14 protein-coding genes and 1 pseudogene are annotated in these 15,598 nt (G+C 68.3%); 8 read left to right on the top strand and 7 right to left on the bottom strand.

Annotation, left to right across the window (positions count from 1 at the left end):
• Positions 1–211 precede the first annotated feature (211 nt).
• The 4 genes from ACFYTQ_RS03320 to ACFYTQ_RS03335 all read left to right on the top strand — a co-directional run bounded on the left by ACFYTQ_RS03320 (position 212) and on the right by ACFYTQ_RS03335 (position 5,345).
• Positions 212–2,764: an ABC transporter ATP-binding protein/permease gene (locus tag ACFYTQ_RS03320; protein ID WP_387356689.1), complete on the top strand. Its 2,553-nt coding sequence runs from the start codon at positions 212–214 to the stop codon at positions 2,762–2,764.
• Entirely contained in the window at positions 2,761–4,503 is a 1,743-nt protein-coding gene (locus ACFYTQ_RS03325; RefSeq protein ID WP_387356691.1) for an ABC transporter ATP-binding protein, read from the top strand. Before ACFYTQ_RS03320 ends, ACFYTQ_RS03325 begins: the two co-directional genes overlap by 4 nt.
• Positions 4,504–4,507: 4 nt before the next feature.
• Positions 4,508–4,948, top strand: coding sequence for an SRPBCC family protein (locus ACFYTQ_RS03330; protein WP_387356692.1), 441 nt, complete (start codon positions 4,508–4,510; stop codon positions 4,946–4,948).
• A gap of 136 nt (positions 4,949–5,084) precedes the next feature.
• Positions 5,085–5,345, top strand: a complete 261-nt coding sequence (locus tag ACFYTQ_RS03335) for a helix-turn-helix transcriptional regulator (protein ID WP_387356693.1) — start codon at positions 5,085–5,087, stop codon at positions 5,343–5,345.
• 2 nt (positions 5,346–5,347) lie between these two features.
• Here ACFYTQ_RS03335 and ACFYTQ_RS03340 read toward each other — a convergent pair whose 3' ends face one another.
• The 4 genes and pseudogenes from ACFYTQ_RS03340 to ACFYTQ_RS03355 all read right to left on the bottom strand — a co-directional run bounded on the left by ACFYTQ_RS03340 (position 5,348) and on the right by ACFYTQ_RS03355 (position 8,131).
• Complete coding sequence (locus ACFYTQ_RS03340; RefSeq protein WP_387356695.1) at positions 5,348–5,950, bottom strand: hypothetical protein; 603 nt, start codon at positions 5,948–5,950, stop codon at positions 5,348–5,350.
• 67 nt (positions 5,951–6,017) lie between these two features.
• Positions 6,018–6,710 (bottom strand): annotated as a pseudogene (locus ACFYTQ_RS03345) (pyridoxal-phosphate dependent enzyme); the annotation flags it as partial.
• A 38-nt stretch (positions 6,711–6,748) separates the two neighbouring features.
• Positions 6,749–7,285: a TetR/AcrR family transcriptional regulator gene (locus ACFYTQ_RS03350; RefSeq protein WP_387356697.1), complete on the bottom strand. Its 537-nt coding sequence runs from the start codon at positions 7,283–7,285 to the stop codon at positions 6,749–6,751.
• A gap of 198 nt (positions 7,286–7,483) precedes the next feature.
• Entirely contained in the window at positions 7,484–8,131 is a 648-nt protein-coding gene (locus ACFYTQ_RS03355) for a TetR/AcrR family transcriptional regulator (RefSeq protein ID WP_387356698.1), read from the bottom strand.
• Positions 8,132–8,212: 81 nt separating this feature from the next.
• Here ACFYTQ_RS03355 and ACFYTQ_RS03360 point away from each other — a divergent pair, with 81 nt between their 5' ends.
• On the top strand, positions 8,213–9,514 hold the full coding sequence (locus ACFYTQ_RS03360) for a glycosyltransferase (RefSeq protein ID WP_387356699.1): 1,302 nt from the start codon (positions 8,213–8,215) through the stop codon (positions 9,512–9,514).
• Positions 9,515–9,599: 85 nt separating this feature from the next.
• A complete protein-coding gene (locus ACFYTQ_RS03365) occupies positions 9,600–10,979 on the top strand; it encodes an FAD-binding protein (RefSeq protein WP_387356700.1) in 1,380 nt (459 codons plus the stop codon).
• 45 nt (positions 10,980–11,024) lie between these two features.
• On the opposite strand, the gene ACFYTQ_RS03370 is transcribed toward ACFYTQ_RS03365, so the two are convergent.
• Positions 11,025–11,891: a helix-turn-helix domain-containing protein gene (locus ACFYTQ_RS03370; RefSeq protein ID WP_387356701.1), complete on the bottom strand. Its 867-nt coding sequence runs from the start codon at positions 11,889–11,891 to the stop codon at positions 11,025–11,027.
• 682 nt (positions 11,892–12,573) lie between these two features.
• Between ACFYTQ_RS03370 and ACFYTQ_RS03375 the strand changes: the two genes are divergently transcribed.
• Both ACFYTQ_RS03375 and ACFYTQ_RS03380 read left to right on the top strand, forming a co-directional pair.
• Complete coding sequence (locus ACFYTQ_RS03375) at positions 12,574–13,800, top strand: helix-turn-helix domain-containing protein (protein ID WP_387356703.1); 1,227 nt, start codon at positions 12,574–12,576, stop codon at positions 13,798–13,800.
• Positions 13,791–14,498 carry a creatininase family protein gene (locus tag ACFYTQ_RS03380; RefSeq protein WP_387356704.1) on the top strand — a complete coding sequence of 236 codons (708 nt, stop codon included), beginning with the start codon at positions 13,791–13,793 and terminating at the stop codon, positions 14,496–14,498. Before ACFYTQ_RS03375 ends, ACFYTQ_RS03380 begins: the two co-directional genes overlap by 10 nt.
• A 4-nt stretch (positions 14,499–14,502) precedes the next feature.
• On the opposite strand, the gene ACFYTQ_RS03385 is transcribed toward ACFYTQ_RS03380, so the two are convergent.
• Entirely contained in the window at positions 14,503–14,991 is a 489-nt protein-coding gene (locus ACFYTQ_RS03385; protein WP_387356705.1) for a hypothetical protein, read from the bottom strand.
• 21 nt (positions 14,992–15,012) lie between these two features.
• Complete coding sequence (locus ACFYTQ_RS03390) at positions 15,013–15,441, bottom strand: hypothetical protein (protein WP_387356707.1); 429 nt, start codon at positions 15,439–15,441, stop codon at positions 15,013–15,015.
• Between the last annotated feature and the right edge of the window lie 157 nt (positions 15,442–15,598).

Below are 15,598 nucleotides of genomic sequence, written 5' to 3' on the forward strand. Positions count from 1 at the left end.
CTCCTCCGGCCCCGAAAGTCAACGGACCTTTCGCGACCCTACCGAACCGATCCGCGCGAAGTTCGCTGGTCCCGGCCGCCCCGACGCCGTTGCCCGCGGATCGAAATAAGGTTAGTCTGCCCTTAGTTGATGGGCGCGACCTCGGGGCGGGGGGCGGCGACTCCCGGACCGAGATCGTCGCGGAGCCGTCCGCGGCAGGAAAGGAATTCTGATGGCACGGCGGGGTTTTCAGGGCGCGGTGCTGCGGGGCTTCGGCGCGCGCGATCATGTCGCGACCGTCGTCGCGACGCGGTTGCTGGCGCCGCGGTACCTGCGGGTGCGGATGACATCGCCCACCCTGTTCGAGGACGTGGTACCCGGCCCGGCCGCGTGGCTGCGGTTCTGGTTCCCCGACCCGGACGGCGGGGACGCCGAACATCAACGGGCGTACACCCTTTCGGAATCCGACCCCGCCACGGGCGAATTCGCGATCGACATCGTCATCCACGAACCGGCCGGGCCCGCGACCCTGTGGGCGCAGGACGCGCGGCCGGGCAACACGATCGCGGTGACATCCATGGGCTCCGCCCCGTTCACCGTTCCGGACGAACCCCCGGCCGGATACCTGCTCATCGGCGACGCCGCGGCCATGCCCGCGCTCGCGTCCATTCTCGCGGTGATCCCTGCGGACGTGCCCGTCGAGCTGTACCTCGAGGAACACGACGAGACCGACCGGCTCATCCCGCTGCCGGATCACCCTCTGCTGCACACCCATTGGGTGCCCCGTCGCGGTCCCGGCTCGCTCGCGGCCGCGCTCGAGGCCCGGGACTGGTCGGACTGGTACGCCTGGGTCACGCCGGAATCGGGCTCGCTCAAACACCTCCGCACCCGGCTGCGCGACGAATTCGGCTTCCCCAAATCCGAGGTGCACGCGCAGGCGTACTGGTACTACGGCCGCGCCATGGGCACCCTGCGCGCGACCACCACCGAAGAGGTCCCGGCGGAACCGGCCGCCGAACCCGTTGCCGCACAACCTGTCCCGGCGAAGGGCCGCTGGCGCGCCCAGGCCGCGGGGCGGCTGCTGGCACCGCTGAAACCGACACTCGTGGCCGTGGGCGTCTTACAGGCGATCATCACCCTCGTCCAGCTCGCGCCCTACGTGCTGCTGGTGGAGCTGGCGCGCCGCATGCTCGACGGCGCTCCCGCCGCCGAGCTGTGGGCCGTCGGCGGTTGGGCGGTCGGCGTGCTCGGCGCGGGCGCGCTGCTGGGCTCGGCGCTCATGCTGTGGACGCACGCCGTCGATGCCCGCTTCGCCCGCGCCCTGCGCCGGCGACTGCTCGAGAAGCTGTCGCGAGTCCCGTTGGGCTGGTTCACCGCTCGCGGCTCCGGCCAGGTCAAGCAGATCGTCCAGGACGACACCCTCGCCCTGCACTACCTGGTCACCCACGCCGTGCCCGACGCGGTGGCCGCGGTCGTCGCCCCGCTCGCGGTGCTGGTCTACCTGTTCGCGGTGGACTGGCGGCTGGCACTGCTGCTGTTCGTGCCGGTGCTCGTGTACATCGTGACCACCGCCATCATGGTCGTGCAGTCGGGGCCGCGCACCGCGCAGGCCGCGCGCTGGGCCGAGCGGATGAACACCGAGGCCGCCGCCTATCTGGACGGCCAGCCGGTGATCCGCGTGTTCGGCGGCGCGGCGGCCTCGCCGTTCCGGGCGCGGCTGGGGGAGTACATCCGCTTCCTCGACGACTGGCAGCGCCCGTTCACGGGCAAGAAGACCCTCATCGACCTCGCCACCCGTCCGGCGACGTTCCTGCTGCTCATCACCGGATTCGGCACCCTGTTCGTCACCTCCGGCGGGATGCGGCCGGTGACCCTGCTGCCGTTCCTGTTGCTGGGCACCACCTTCGGCGCGCGGCTGCTCGGCGTCGGTTACGGCCTCGGCGGCCTGCGCACCGGCCTGCTCGCCGCCCGCCGTCTCCAGGTCACCCTCGACGAACCCGAACTCACCGTGCGCGAGAACCTGGAAACCGCTGCCGCGCAAGCACATCCGGGCACAGTCGAGTTCGATCGAGTCACCTTCTCGTATCGCGCGGGCGTCCCGGTGATCCGCGACGTCTCCCTCACCCTCGAACCCGGCACGGTCACCGCGCTCGTCGGCCCGTCCGGCTCCGGCAAATCCACGCTGGCCGCTTTGCTCGCCCGCTTCCACGACATCGACGACGGCGCCCTCCGCGTCGGCGGGCGCGACGTGCGCGAGCTGACCGCCGACGAGCTGTACCGCCGCGTCGGATTCGTCTTCCAGGACACCCAACTCGTGCGCGGCACCGTGCGGGAGAACATCGCGCTCGCGGTCCCCGACGCCACCGACGAGCGGATCGTGGCCGCGGCCCGCGCCGCGCACATCCACGACCGCGTCCTGCGGTTGCCGAACGGCTACGACACGGTTCTCGGCGCGGACGCGGCGCTGTCGGGCGGCGAGCGTCAACGCCTCACCATCGCCCGCGCGCTTCTCGCCGACACCCCGGTGCTCGTGCTCGACGAGGCGACCGCCTTCGCCGACCCCGAATCGGAATACCAGGTGCAGCAAGCCCTCAACCGGCTCACCGCCGGACGCACCGTGCTGGTCATCGCGCACCGGCTGCACACCATCACCGCCGCGGACCGCATCGTCGTGCTCGAGCGCGGCGCGATCGCCGAGACCGGCGCCCACGACGAACTGCTCGCCCGCGACGGCCGCTACCGCCTCCTCTGGGACGCCCGCACCGCCGAGGAGGCGCTCCGATGATCCGCACCCTGCTGGCCCTGCTGCCCCCGAACAGCCGCCGCGCCTTCGGGATTCACCTCGCGCTGACCGTCGTCGGCGTCGCGCTGCGCGCGGCCGGCGCCGTGCTGCTGGTCCCGCTGATCGGCGCGCTGTTCGGCGACCGGCCCGCCGACGCGTGGCCGTGGCTGGGCGCGCTGGCCGCGGTCACCGTGGCGGGCTGGGCAATCGACGCGGTGGTGTCCCGCCTCGGTTTCGGGCTCGGTTTCGGACTGCTCGACCACGCCCAGCACCGCGTCGCCGATCAGCTCGCCGGTACCCGGCTGACCTGGTTCACCGCCGACAATGTGGCCACCGCGCGGCAGGCCATCGCCGCCACCGGACCCGATCTGGTCGGCGTGGTCATCTATCTGGTCACCCCGCTGCTGGGTGCGGTGCTGCTGCCGATCGCCATCGCGATCGCGCTGTTCGCGTTCGCGTGGCCGCTGGGGCTGGCGGCGCTGGCCGGGGTTCCGGTGCTGTTGGGGGCCTTCTGGGCCGCCGGGCGGTCCGGGCGCGGGGCCGATCGGGTCGCCGCGGAGAGCAACAGCGCGCTCACCGAACGCCTCATCGAATTCGCCCGCACCCAACCGGCTCTGCGCGCCGCGCGCCGGGTCGAACCCGCCCGCAGCCACGCCGGGGCCGCGCTCGCCGCCCAGCACGCCGCGACCGTGCGGGTGCTGTTCATGCAGATCCCCGGACAGCTGCTGTTCACCCTCGCCAGTCAGATCGCGCTGGTGGTGCTGGCCGGGACCACGGCTGCGCTCACCGTGCGCGGCGACCTCGAGGTGGCGCAGGCGGTCGCGCTCATCGTCGTCATCGCCCGGTATCTGGAGGCGTTCACCACGCTCAGTGAGCTCGCCCCCGGAATCGAAACGGCCGCAATGGTTCTGGGCCGTCTGGGCGCGGTGATCGCCGCACCCGGTCAGGTCGGCGGCGACGCGTCCGTCCGGCCGGACACCGCGCCACGGATCGAATTGCGCGGTGTGGGCTTCCGTTACGGCGACGACGCGCCCGTGCTCGACGGCATCGATCTGACCCTCGCGGCGGGCACCACCACCGCGATCGTCGGCCCCTCCGGCTCCGGGAAATCGACCCTGCTCGCGCTGCTGGCCGGACTGCACACCCCGACCAGCGGCAGCGTCCTGGTCGACGGAACCGATTGCGCCACACTGGATGTCGACACGCGACGCGCGCTGGTGAGCGTGGTGTTCCAGCATCCGTACCTGTTCGACGGGACCATCCGCGACAATGTCCGCGCCGGACATCCCGGGGCGAGCGCGGAATCCCTCGACACCGTCGCCGCGCTGGCCCGCGTCGACGATCTCACCGAGCGGCTGCCCGACGGCTGGGACACCCGCGCGGGCGAGGCGGGCACCGCCCTGTCCGGCGGTGAGCGGCAACGGGTCTCGATCGCCCGCGCCCTGCTCAAACCGGCGCCGATCCTGCTCATCGACGAGGCCACCAGCGCGCTGGACACCGAGAACGAGGCCGCCGTGGTGCGCGCCCTCACCGCCGACCCGGCCCCGCGCACCCGCGTCATCGTCGCCCATCGCCTGGCCAGCATCCGCACCGCGGACCGGGTGCTGTTCCTCGACGAGGGCCGCGTCGTCGAGGACGGCACGATCGACGAATTGCTCTCCGCCGAGGGACGTTTCGCCGAATTCTGGCGGCATCAGCACGCCACGGGCGACTGGCGCATCGGCGCGGCGACCGCGGGGTGAACCGATGGCGACGCTCACCCGCACCACGGTGCTGCCGCTGCCCGCGGCGACGGTCGCCGACCTCGCGCGCAAACCCGCCCTGCTGCGCTATGTGCTGAGCCCGGTCGTCCGCTTCCGCGGCCTCGAGGTGTCCGGCCGCCTCGCCGTCGGGACGCGGGGGTCGGCGCGGTTGTGGTGGTTCGGCGTGCTCCCCTCCTGGCGGCATCACCTGACGGTCGTGCGGCTGGACCCGTACGAGATCCGCACCGAGGAGCACGGCGGCCCGGTGCGCACCTGGAACCATCGCCTGATCTTCGAACCGGTCGACGCCGAGCACTGCCGGTACACCGACGAGATCGAAATCGATGACGGCTGGCGGGCTGCGCCGACGCGATTGTTCGTCCGGCTCATGTTCCGGCACCGGCATCGGCGGTGGCATCGGCTGGCCGAAATTCTGGGGGACTGAAGTCCCTTCTTTTCGAGAGTGCCGGGCGTGTCGGACGGTAATCGTCCGGCCCGCCCGGCGAATGAGTAGCATTCTCGGCATGCGTGGTCGAGCCGGGGTCGGCGACGCGGTTGGTTTTCTCGGAACAGGAAGTGCCGTGCCCGAATTCACCTACGGTTGTGCCACCCCCGCCACACCGATGCTCAGCAGTCGCGAAGTCGAGGTTCTGCTCGCCTGGATTCTCAGCGACACCAAGAGCGATGTGTGTCGACGCCTCTACATTTCACCGGGCACGGTGAATACCCATATCACTCGAATTCGCGAGAAATACAGTCGCGCGGGCCGACCGGCGTCCACCAAGGCGGCGCTGCTGGCCCGCGCGTTGCAGGACGGGTACATCGGCCTCGACGAGATCTGATGTCACGCCGGGCAATGGACGACGTAACTCCAGACGGTGTCGGCCGGGCCCGTGACCCGGACGGTCACCGAGGTCGCGGTCCCCGGCGGCAGCGTCACCCGCGCCGACCCGGTGCCCTCGTTGATGTCGTCGCCCACGTAGCCGGTGTTGAGGACCTGAGTCCCTTCGTAGAACACCTGGATCATGTCCGGGATGTTCTCGGTCTCGTAACTCAGCACGAATGACGTCGGCCCGCTGCGGCCCAGCTGATGAATCGTCTCCGTGACCCCGGCCCCGCCGGATTTCGTGGACTCATTGCAGTGTTGCGTCGGGGGCGCCGACTGTCCGGGACCACCCCCGAAACTGCCCGTCCCGAAACTGCCGGTACCGCCGCTACCGGTATCGCTGCTACCCCCGCTCCCGCTGTTCGGCGCGGCGTTCGCGCCCGCCGCGCCGAAGCCGATCACCGCGAGCGCGACCGCCGCCGCGAAATACCGACCGGTCCTGGATCTATTACCGCCGTACATCATTTCTTCCTCCGGGTGCATTCGATGTTCCCGGGAAACAGAATGGCAAAAGAAATGGCGACGAACCATCCGTCGTGCGGATGACAGGAATTCCACCACGCGGTAGGACACCTCCCGGCGAACCTGTTCTCGCGGCGAATTGTCGTCCACGTACGGGAATTGGCGGTCAAGCCAACCCGAGCGCCTCCGCCGCCACGGCGAGGTCCTTCTCCCCGCGCCCGGACAGGCACACCAGCACCAGCGCGCCCGCCGCGAGGTCGTTCCGCTCGGCGAGTTCCATGAGATGGCCGAGGGCGTGGGCGGATTCGAGGGCGGGGAGGATGCCCTCGGTGCGGGCGAGGGCGCGCATCCCGCGCAGGGCGGTGGCATCGGTGGCGGTGTGGTACTCGACGCGTCCGGAGTCCTTGAGATAACTCAGTTCGGGACCGACGCCCGGATAGTCCAAACCGGCCGCGATGCTGTGGGTTTCGGCGATCTGGCCGTCCTCGTCCTGCAACAGGTAGCTGAAGGCACCGTCCATCTCGCCGGGGGTGCCCGCCGCCAGCGTCGCCGCGTGCTGCCCGGTGCTCATGCCCCGGCCCGCCGCCTCCACGCCGAGGAGCCGGACGCCCGGATCGTCGACGAAGGCGTGGAACACCCCGATGGCGTTGCTGCCCCCGCCGACACAGGCCAGCACGCAATCCGGCAGCCGCCCTTCGGTTCTCAGCAGCTGCGCGCGGGCCTCGGTCCCGATCACCGTCTGGAAGTCGCGCACGATCCGCGGGTACGGGGCGGGTCCGGCGGCGGTGCCGAACAGGTAGTGGGTCTCGTCCACATTCGTCACCCAGTCCCGTACCGATTCGCTGATCGCGTCCTTCAGCCGCAACGGACGCGTCCACACTCCGTTAGGCGAGACCGCTACGCCTGCGGCGTGAGCAGCAGATTGATCACCGCCTGCGCCTCCTCGGTGGTGGGCGTCGGCATGCTGTCGCGGCCGTGGATGAGCCCGATGCCGAGGTAGACCATCGCTCCCGCGCGGACGCGGGCCTGGGTCTGGTCGAAGCCGAGGTCGAGCATGATCTGCTGCATGATGTCGAAGACCTTGCGCTCCAACGCCTTGACGGCCTCGGCCACCTTGGCGTCGGTGCGGGCCCATTCCCGCACCGTCGCCTCCACGATCCAGGTGCTCTGATCGACCAGCAGTGAGGTCATCTGCTCGATGCGCTGCTCGACGGGAATCGAGTCCAGCGCCCCGAGCGCCCGCACGGCATCGCTCTGCACCGCGCTCCACCGATCGGCCATCGCCGCCATGAGCTGCTGGATGTCATCGAAATGCCAATAGAAGCTGCCCTTGGTGACCCCGAGTTCCGCACACAACCGCGGAATCCGAATCGCCCCCACCCCTTCCCGAGCCAGCAACGCCAACGCCCCGTCCACCCAATCGTCGTACGACAACCGCGTCGTCCGCCCCCGCCGCGCCCCGTCCCCCTTCGTCCCCCGGCGCGGGCCACCCCCCGCCCCCGATTCGGCAGTCGGTCCCGAAGGCTGTTCAGCAGGCGCCACACCGTCGATGCTAAGTCAGGACGACCGTCCGGGACGTCGTGGTGGGCCCAGGTAGAGCCTGTGGAACCGCGACGACGAGCGGTGGAATCCCTACCGCCGACTCCCGAACTGCCGACGCACCACTCCCGCCAGCCACTCCTCGTACCGCCCCATACTCCACCCACCCTGCAACACCAACTGCTGGTGGCTCTCCGGTGACCAGAGGAACGACAACTCATCGGCCCCGGTCTCGATATCCGTTTCCGGATGGGCGATTCCGCGCTCGACGAGCATCGCGACGACCCCGCGATAGTCCTGTCTGCGCCGGGCCAGCAGGCCGTCCAGCGCCTCCGCCACCGCCGGATCGGTCGTGGCCGCGCTCAGGAACTCCGTCCACAGCACACTCGTGCGGGCGTTCGCCGCGGCGACGAAAGCCGCTGTGGCGCGGAGGAATTCGTCGTTGTCGGTGATCTCGGTGATACCGGCCGCGGCCTCGCTGTCGGCCACCGGCGTATCGCCCTCGGCACCGGCGAACGCCTGCTCGAACGCGCCCAGGAGCAGATTGCGTTTGGGGCCGTTGGCCTTCACGGTCTCGGTCGACACGCCCGCACGAGTTCCGATGTCGGGCAATGACGTTCCGCTGTAACCCTTCTCGACGAAGCAGGCGGCGGCGGCCTCGAGGACGCGGCGGCGGGTCGCGGCGGCCTGTTCGCTACGCAGGGCGGATCGGTAGGTGCGGGGAGTGGTCTTGTCGGGCATCGACTTCCTAATTGACTAACCTGGCAGGGTAGTGAATACTTCAGCGGTGTCATCAATCTTACTTCCCCGGAAGCTCCGCACATGATTTCCGTACTTCTCGCCGCCACTCCGGTGCGCAGCCATGTCACCCCTCTCCTGGCCGTCGCGCAGGCCCTGATCGCGGCGGGGGACCGCGTGCGCGTGCTGACCGGGCAGCGGTTCCGCGACGAGGTGCTCGCCACCGGCGCGGACTTCCTGCCGCTCCCGGCCGAGGCCGACTACGACGATCGCGATATCGACGCGGCCTTCCCGGGTCGGCGCGGGCTGTCCGGGCCCGCGGGCATTCGCTACGACATGATCGAGATCTTCCTTCGCCCGGTGCCCGCGCAACTGCGCGCGGTGCGGCAAGCGCTCGCGACGGAACCGGCCGACGCCGTGCTCGCCGAGTCCATGTTCGCCGCCGCCGCGGTGCTCAGCGGACTCCCGCGCGCGGAACGCCCGCTGCTGGTGAATCTCGGCATCCTCCCGCTTGCCCTGAAACATCCGGATGTGGCCCCCTTCGGTCTCGGCATCAAGCCGATGCCGGGTCGACTGGGCCGTCTGCGCAACGCCGTGCTCACCGTCGGCGCGGAGCGAGGGGTCTTCGCGCCGGTGCAACGTTTCGCGGACGAGATCGCGCGGGCCGAGACCGGGCGCGGCCTGAAGCGGTTCTTCCTCGATTGGCCCGCCGGAGCCGACCGGCTCGTGCAGTTCACCGTCCCCGAGTTCGAGTACCCGCGTGCGGGCCTGCCCGAGACCGTGCGTTTCGTCGGTCCCGTGGCTCGGTCGCGGCCGTCGGATGTGCCGGTGCCGGAGTGGTGGGGCGATCTGGACGACGGCCGCCGCGTCGTGCACGTCACCCAGGGCACGGTCGCCACCGGCGCCTGGAATCTCATCGAACCCACCGTGCGCGCGCTCGCGGACGAGAACGTCACCGTGGTGGTCAGCACCGGCGGCCGCGCGCTCGACACGCTGCCGCGCGACCTGCCCGCCAATGTGCGCGTCGCCGAATTCCTGCCCTACGACAAGCTTTTGCCGCGCACCGACGTCTTCGTCACCAATGGCGGTTACGGCGGGGTGCACTACGCGCTCGAGCACGGCGTGCCGATCGTCGTCGCCGGTCGCACCGAGGACAAGACCGAGGTGAGCGCGCGGGTGTCCTGGTCCGGCGTCGGCATCGATCTGCGCACCGACACTCCGCCGCCCCGCAGGATCGCCACCGCCGTGCGGACCCTGCTCACCGACGAACGATATCGCTTGCGCGCCAAGGAGATCGGCGCGGCGATCCGCACGTCTCCCGGCCCGGACGCCGTCCACGACATCGTCGCCGACGCGCTGCGCGACACCGCGTCGCAGCCGTCCTGATCACCCGCCCCCCGTCGATTTACCACTGCCGCAACCGATTCGCGAATCGGTCGACCTCCCCTGCCCGAATACGCCACGGAGAATCATGACCACCGCCACCCTCGATGCCCTGACCACCGCCCTCTTCGGCCGCGTGACCACCCCCGACGACCCGACATGGGACGAGGCCCGCACCGCCTGGCAACTGCTGGCCGACCAACACCCCTTCGCCGTCGTCACCGCGACGAACCGCCACGACGTGGAACTCACCGTGCGCACGGCCGCCGCCCTGGGCCTCCGGGTGGCGCCCCAGTCCACGGGCCACAACGCCGGTCCGCTCGGCGACCTCTCCCGATCGATCCTGTTGCGCACCAACGCAATAGACCACATCGACATCGATCCACCCGAACGCCGCGCCCGCGTCGGCGCCGGAGTCCGATGGGGCGACCTGACGGCCGCGGCGGCGACCGCCGGACTCGCCCCCATCGGCGGCTGCGCCCCCGGCGTCGGCGTGGTCGGTCTCGTGCTCGGCGGCGGACTCGGCTGGTTCGCCCGCTCACACGGCCCGGCCGCCGCCTCGGTCCTAGAGTTGGAACTGGTTACGCCAGAGGGTGTTTCGCGCACCGTCCGGGCGGGCGAGGAACTGTTCGACATGGTGCTCTCCGGCGCGGATATCGCCGTCGTCACCGCGGTCACGCTGCGGCTGCACGTCTTCGACGACCTGTTCGCCGGTGCGCTGTTCTGGCCCGCGACATCCGCCCGCGAGGTCTTCCGAGCCTGGAACGCCTGGACGGCGACGACCCCCGAAACGGTGACCTCCGTAGCGCGTGTCCTCCGCTTCCCCGAAACCCCCGACGTCCCACCGCAATTCGCCGGACGCGCCTTCACCGTCATCGAGGCCGTGATCCAGGCCAGCGCGGCCGAGGCCAACACCTTACTAACACCCCTACGCGAATTGTCCCCCCACACAGACACTTTCGCCCCCGCGACACCACCGGCCCTGGCCGCCCTGCACATGGACCCACCGACCCCCGTCCCCGCCCTCGGCCACAGCGCCCTACTACGCGACCTCCCCGCCGAGGTCCTGGACGCCCTAGCCGCCGCCGTCACCACCGGCCCTGCCACCACCCTAACCTCGCTCGAACTACGCCAATTGGGCGGCGCCCTGGACCGTTTCGCAGGACCAACCTCCGGCTCGAAAGCCCTCCTGTTCGCCGTGGCCGTCACCCCCCACCCGGTGGCCCGCCCCGCCGCCACGATTGCCTTCGACGCCCTGACAACCGCCGTCGCCCCCGCCCACTCCAACCGCGCGTCCGCAAGCTTCACCGAAACCCCCACCGATCCCGCCCCTCTGTTCGGCCCTGATTTGAACCGCCTCCGCTCCGCGAAGCGCCAGTGGGACCCGACCAACCTGATCCACGCCAATCACTCGGTACTGGAGGCGAATCGAACCGAGTCCTCCAACGGCCGGACCACTCCCGCCTAGGTGGTCCGCGTCGGTTCACCGGAGCGTGAACGAGGTTGTAGGCGCCTACAACCTCAAAAGCATTGACCTGGAATCTATTTCGCTCGAAGCGATCCGTCGAAGCTCGGTGATCGCGGACCCGTAGTGACAGATCTCCTCGGCGCGTTCGAGGTAGAGGTCTCCGGCGTACGCCTCGATGTGGACGACGGGAGGCTGAGTCATCCGGGTTTTCGGCATCATCGGGAACGTCAGAAACGAGAACGGTCCGACCAGCGCCCCGATATGACTGCGGGCGGCATACGGGACGATGCGAATGCAAACATTGGCGCGCTCCCCGATCTCGGCCAGATACCGGCGCTGCTCGGCCATCACCGCCGGGCCACCCCATTCCTCGCGCAGCGCGGCCTCCGACACGAAGATCTCGATATCGAACGTCGAATCCTCCAGTCGCCGTTGTCGCTTCGTCTCCCGCTGAATCCACTCCTCGATCTCCTCGGTGGGCGCGTTCGGAGACCGAGTCCAGGCCACAGCTCGGCAGTAGTCGGGAGTGCGAACGATGGCGGGCAATACGATGACCCCCCACGCGGTCAGTCGGACGGCCGCATCCTCCAAGGCCGCGTACGGATCGAAATCGGCAATCGTCCGGTCCAGCTGAGCTCGCCACCAGCCGCCGCCGTATTTCGCATTCAGGCGAGTCTCGTACGCCAGCGCCAAAACCAACCGCCGTTCGTTGTCGGAGGCTCGGTAGAGGTCACAGAGAGTATTCATGTAGAGGTCACTCGCCGACCGCGCCGACAGCCCCTCTTCCAGGCGACCCATGGTCTGTGATGAGATCCCGAGAACGGCAGCGGCGCGCGCTTGGCTGACGTCGGCTCTCTTTCGCAACACATGGAGCTTCCTGCCGAGCGCCCTCCGCGCGAGCGTCGAACCCATTGCAGTCATTGTGCGTCCTTTCCTTGTCGGATAACTTGCGTTCCGTCCGCCAACTGACTCTCTAAAGTCAGAAAGAGACGTTGATAGGGAAGCGGTTTCATGTCCGGGGTCACTCGATCATCGACGGTCACCCGCGCGAGCTGTTGCCGCATTGCTTCCGAAGCGAAGACAAGTGCTGCACTTTCCTCGGCACGGTAATGCTGGACCGGGAGTCCAGGAAGACCGAAGTCGACGACAAGATGGCGCTGCATGCTTCCCGGCAATTTCCTCGACCCCTGGGTTTGAGTATTCCGGTGCGTTGTCGCATCGACGCCGCGCCTCTACGTCCGAGAGGCTTTGGACATCCGCTGCGATGTAGCGACGATAGGTCGGGCGGCCAGCCTGGTTTCGCCGATGCCCGCATGAGGTCTATGCGTCACGTGCATATTCTCGAAAGCAGTTCCGCCACAATCGGCTACTCTGTTTGCGTACGGCACGGCAACGGCAGCGAACATGACGGCGAGGACGAAAGCCCATGGCGTACCCCGGAGTTCGGTACTGCGGAGAGTGCGGGACACGACTGGCGCGCGATAATCGTGAAACACGTTGCACGCCGTGTCGGCGTGCGCACCGACGCGCGCCTGCTCTTCCAGCTGAAGCGTGGCGACGTGGGCAACTGTACGATGCGCTCGTCGCGAAGGACATGGGTGCTGTGGTCCGGGCGTATCGACATCACGCCGCGCACGGTCACAGACCGCTGTCGCAGGCCGAAGTCGCTCGCCATCTGGGAATCAGCCAGGGGCAGCTCAGCCGAATCGAAAACGGTAGAAGCAAGATTCGCGATCTGGACACGCTCTCTCGCTACGCTCGGCAACTGAATATTCCGTCCGCACTGCTGTGGTTCGACGTCGACGAGGACCAACCGCCGTCTGCAATGATCGCTGGTACGCCGGTCGAGCAGATCCGGCTGCCTGGTGGTGATGCTGTCCCCGCGGCGAGCGCATTGATCGAGCAGCCCCTTGTAGATTCGTTGCTGGCGTCATTGGAGCAATATGCGGCAACCGACATGATGAAAGGGCCGCACCTTTTGATACCGGTAGTGGAGCAGCAAATGATCTTTATAGATCAAGTGATGATCGGCAGCCGCGGGCGCACCCGTGAGAGGCTGTTGTACGTGTCTGCTCGGTACGCCGAGTTCATGGGGTGGTTACAGCAGGATGCCGGGGACCTATCGTCTGCCATGTCTTGGTCGAATGCTGCGTTGGAACTGGCGGAGGGACGGGGGGATGTTCACCTTTTGTCCTATTTGCGAATGCGAAAGAGCAACATCGCAAGTGACGCTCGAAAGCCGGAAGTCGCAACGGTTTTCGCCAGGGCGGCGTTGACCAACTCGAGCTCCTTGCCCCCGCGCCTCCGCGCAGTCGCGCTCCGTCAACTAGCGCATGGGTACGCCTTAACCGGCGATCGCGATGCGTGCGCCCGTTCCTTGGATCAAGCACATGCGTTCGCGGCCGCTCCAGGCGACCGGCTTCCGGTCGACATGGCTGCCTATTGCACTACTGGCTACATCGCGATGGAGGCCGCCCATTGCTGGGTTGAACTCGGCCGACCTGCCGCGGCGTTGGAGGTTCTGCGAGCCGGGCTCTCGGACTGGAAGCCGGGCAATCGTCGAGATCTGGGGGTGGGGTTGGCGAGACTCGCTGTAACGCATGCCAGCCTGGCGCAGGCCGACGAAGCTTTGGAAGTCGCGGGTCACTCGCTGACCATCCTTGCGGACACTCGTTCCAACCGCATCGCCCGTCAGTTGCGGCGTGGGATCGAAGAACTAGCACGAGCAGGACTCGCGGGTTATGCCCGTGAACTCGACCGTAAGCTACAAAGAACCCTGCGCACGCCGTTACCGACGGCAAGGAGAAACGAGTGGACCTGATCACCACAGCCACATCCCATGACGAAGCGAAACGCACTGCGTCCGTGGCAGTTCTGCCCGTGGGCAGCTTCGAGCAGCACGGTGACCATCTGCCCCTGATCACCGACACCGCGATCGCGTGCCTCATCGCGCGGGAACTCGCGAACGCGTACGAGTTGTTCCTCCTGCCCCCGATCACCATCTCCTGCTCCCACGAGCACGAGGGCTTCGCCGGTACGGTCAGCATCGGTGCCGCCACCCTGATGGCCGTCATCGAGGATATCCGCGCCTCCCTCGGGCGCTCCGGCATCCACAAACTGGTCTTGGTGAACGGCCACGGCGGAAACTACGTGCTGTCTAATGTGACTCGTCAGGCCAATGTCGACGGCCGTCGTGTCACCTTGTTCCCCGGCAAGGACGAGTGGAACGCGGCGCGCGAGCACGCGGGGATGAGCACCAACGGTCACGACGATATGCACGGCGGTGAACTGGAAACCTCGATCCTCCTCCACGCCCGCCCGGATCTCGTCGGCGAGAGCTGGCGCGACGCCGACCACGACGCCCCCAACCGCCCCCACCTCCTCCTGACCGGTATGCAGGGCTACACAGCCACAGGCATCATCGGCCGCCCCTCGCTGGCCACGGCCACCAAGGGTGCTGCTGTACTCGAAAGTCTCACAACCACATTCGCGGCCCATCTCGAATTACTCAACGGTTGATCAATTACGCCCGGGCGACCCCGGCCGAGACGGTGCGCCCGTCCCGCGTGCGAACCGTGACCTTCGGCCGCTCGCCCGGACGGGCACGGACCACGGCGAAGGCGCGGCCTTGTCGGTCGATGGGCGCGATGTGCTCGTCGAGTTCGGATGTGAGCGTGACGGATTCGGCATCCTCGGCGGCGAGACCTGTTACGGCGTACCAGCCCACCCCGTCGGGGTCAGTCGCTGACTTGGTCGCCATCTTCGACAGCGCCATCCGGTCCGGCGTGCGGGCGGCGCGCGGGCGATCGACGCGGTAACTCCCGACGATCGAGCCCAGCGTGATCCAGGCGTCGTCCCGGTGTTGGACGAACACCATCGTGCGGGACATGCTCCCCTCGACGAGAACGGCCACAACACCGCCCCGGTCGATGACGCCGACCGGCGCGAATTCCCGGTCCGCGTCTCGCAGAGCATCGACGGCCACCGCGACGGCGGGGGTCAGGGTGTCCATGATCAGCCCTTCTGTGTGTGGTCAGCAGATCAGCGCGACGGGATCGCTGTTCTCATCGGCATGATCCCACTCTCCGTAGAATCCGCTGTAAATGACCTCGATGTGGAACTGGTACAGGATGCCCCTGTCGCTGCACGACGCCGAATAGAGCGTTTCCAGGTCGGGCTCGGTGGACGTGTCGGTCCGTTCGCTGTGCAGGTAGTACTCGCCTCGGGTGAGGTCGTACCGCCACAGTCTCGCGGTGATGCTACGCAGTGTCGGGCGTCCGGTGCAGTGGGTTTTCCACCCGAAATTGATCGGGGCGAGCGAGCCGTGCCCGGTCTTGTAGGGCGGGTCGACGTGCAGGAAGCAGGTGATCTTGTCGGCCGCCTGGTAGTTGGGCTCGGCGGCGGCAGTGCCGGTCGCGGCGGCGACCAGAGCGCAGGCGGCGATTACGATACGAACGATCATGATGTCCCCCTTGTGATTTCGGTTCTGGTTGGCACGCTTCCGCGCGCACTATTCGACGCTGCAATCCAGGTGGAGTCGCATGATCTCGTGCGCGTCGGCGTTGCCGAATCCCATGCTGCTCACCTCGGTCTGTCGGGCTGCTCTGAATGGACGGCAC

The sequence above is a fragment of the Nocardia sp. NPDC004068 genome (assembly GCF_042874315.1).
Lineage (GTDB): Bacteria > Actinomycetota > Actinomycetes > Mycobacteriales > Mycobacteriaceae > Nocardia.

Excerpts from the sequence above, each read along its gene's own strand:
- ACFYTQ_RS03320 (WP_387356689.1), top strand. The coding sequence starts at position 212 with ATGGCACGGCGGGGTTTTCAGGGCGCGGTGCTGCGGGGCTTCGGCGCG.
- ACFYTQ_RS03325 (WP_387356691.1), top strand. The coding sequence starts at position 2,761 with ATGATCCGCACCCTGCTGGCCCTGCTGCCCCCGAACAGCCGCCGCGCC.
- ACFYTQ_RS03330 (WP_387356692.1), top strand. The coding sequence starts at position 4,508 with ATGGCGACGCTCACCCGCACCACGGTGCTGCCGCTGCCCGCGGCGACG.
- ACFYTQ_RS03355 (WP_387356698.1), bottom strand. The coding sequence starts at position 8,131 with ATGCCCGACAAGACCACTCCCCGCACCTACCGATCCGCCCTGCGTAGC.
- ACFYTQ_RS03360 (WP_387356699.1), top strand. The coding sequence starts at position 8,213 with ATGATTTCCGTACTTCTCGCCGCCACTCCGGTGCGCAGCCATGTCACC.
- ACFYTQ_RS03365 (WP_387356700.1), top strand. The coding sequence starts at position 9,600 with ATGACCACCGCCACCCTCGATGCCCTGACCACCGCCCTCTTCGGCCGC.
- ACFYTQ_RS03370 (WP_387356701.1), bottom strand. The coding sequence starts at position 11,891 with ATGGGTTCGACGCTCGCGCGGAGGGCGCTCGGCAGGAAGCTCCATGTG.
- ACFYTQ_RS03375 (WP_387356703.1), top strand. The coding sequence starts at position 12,574 with ATGGGTGCTGTGGTCCGGGCGTATCGACATCACGCCGCGCACGGTCAC.
- ACFYTQ_RS03385 (WP_387356705.1), bottom strand. The coding sequence starts at position 14,991 with ATGGACACCCTGACCCCCGCCGTCGCGGTGGCCGTCGATGCTCTGCGA.
- ACFYTQ_RS03390 (WP_387356707.1), bottom strand. The coding sequence starts at position 15,441 with ATGATCGTTCGTATCGTAATCGCCGCCTGCGCTCTGGTCGCCGCCGCG.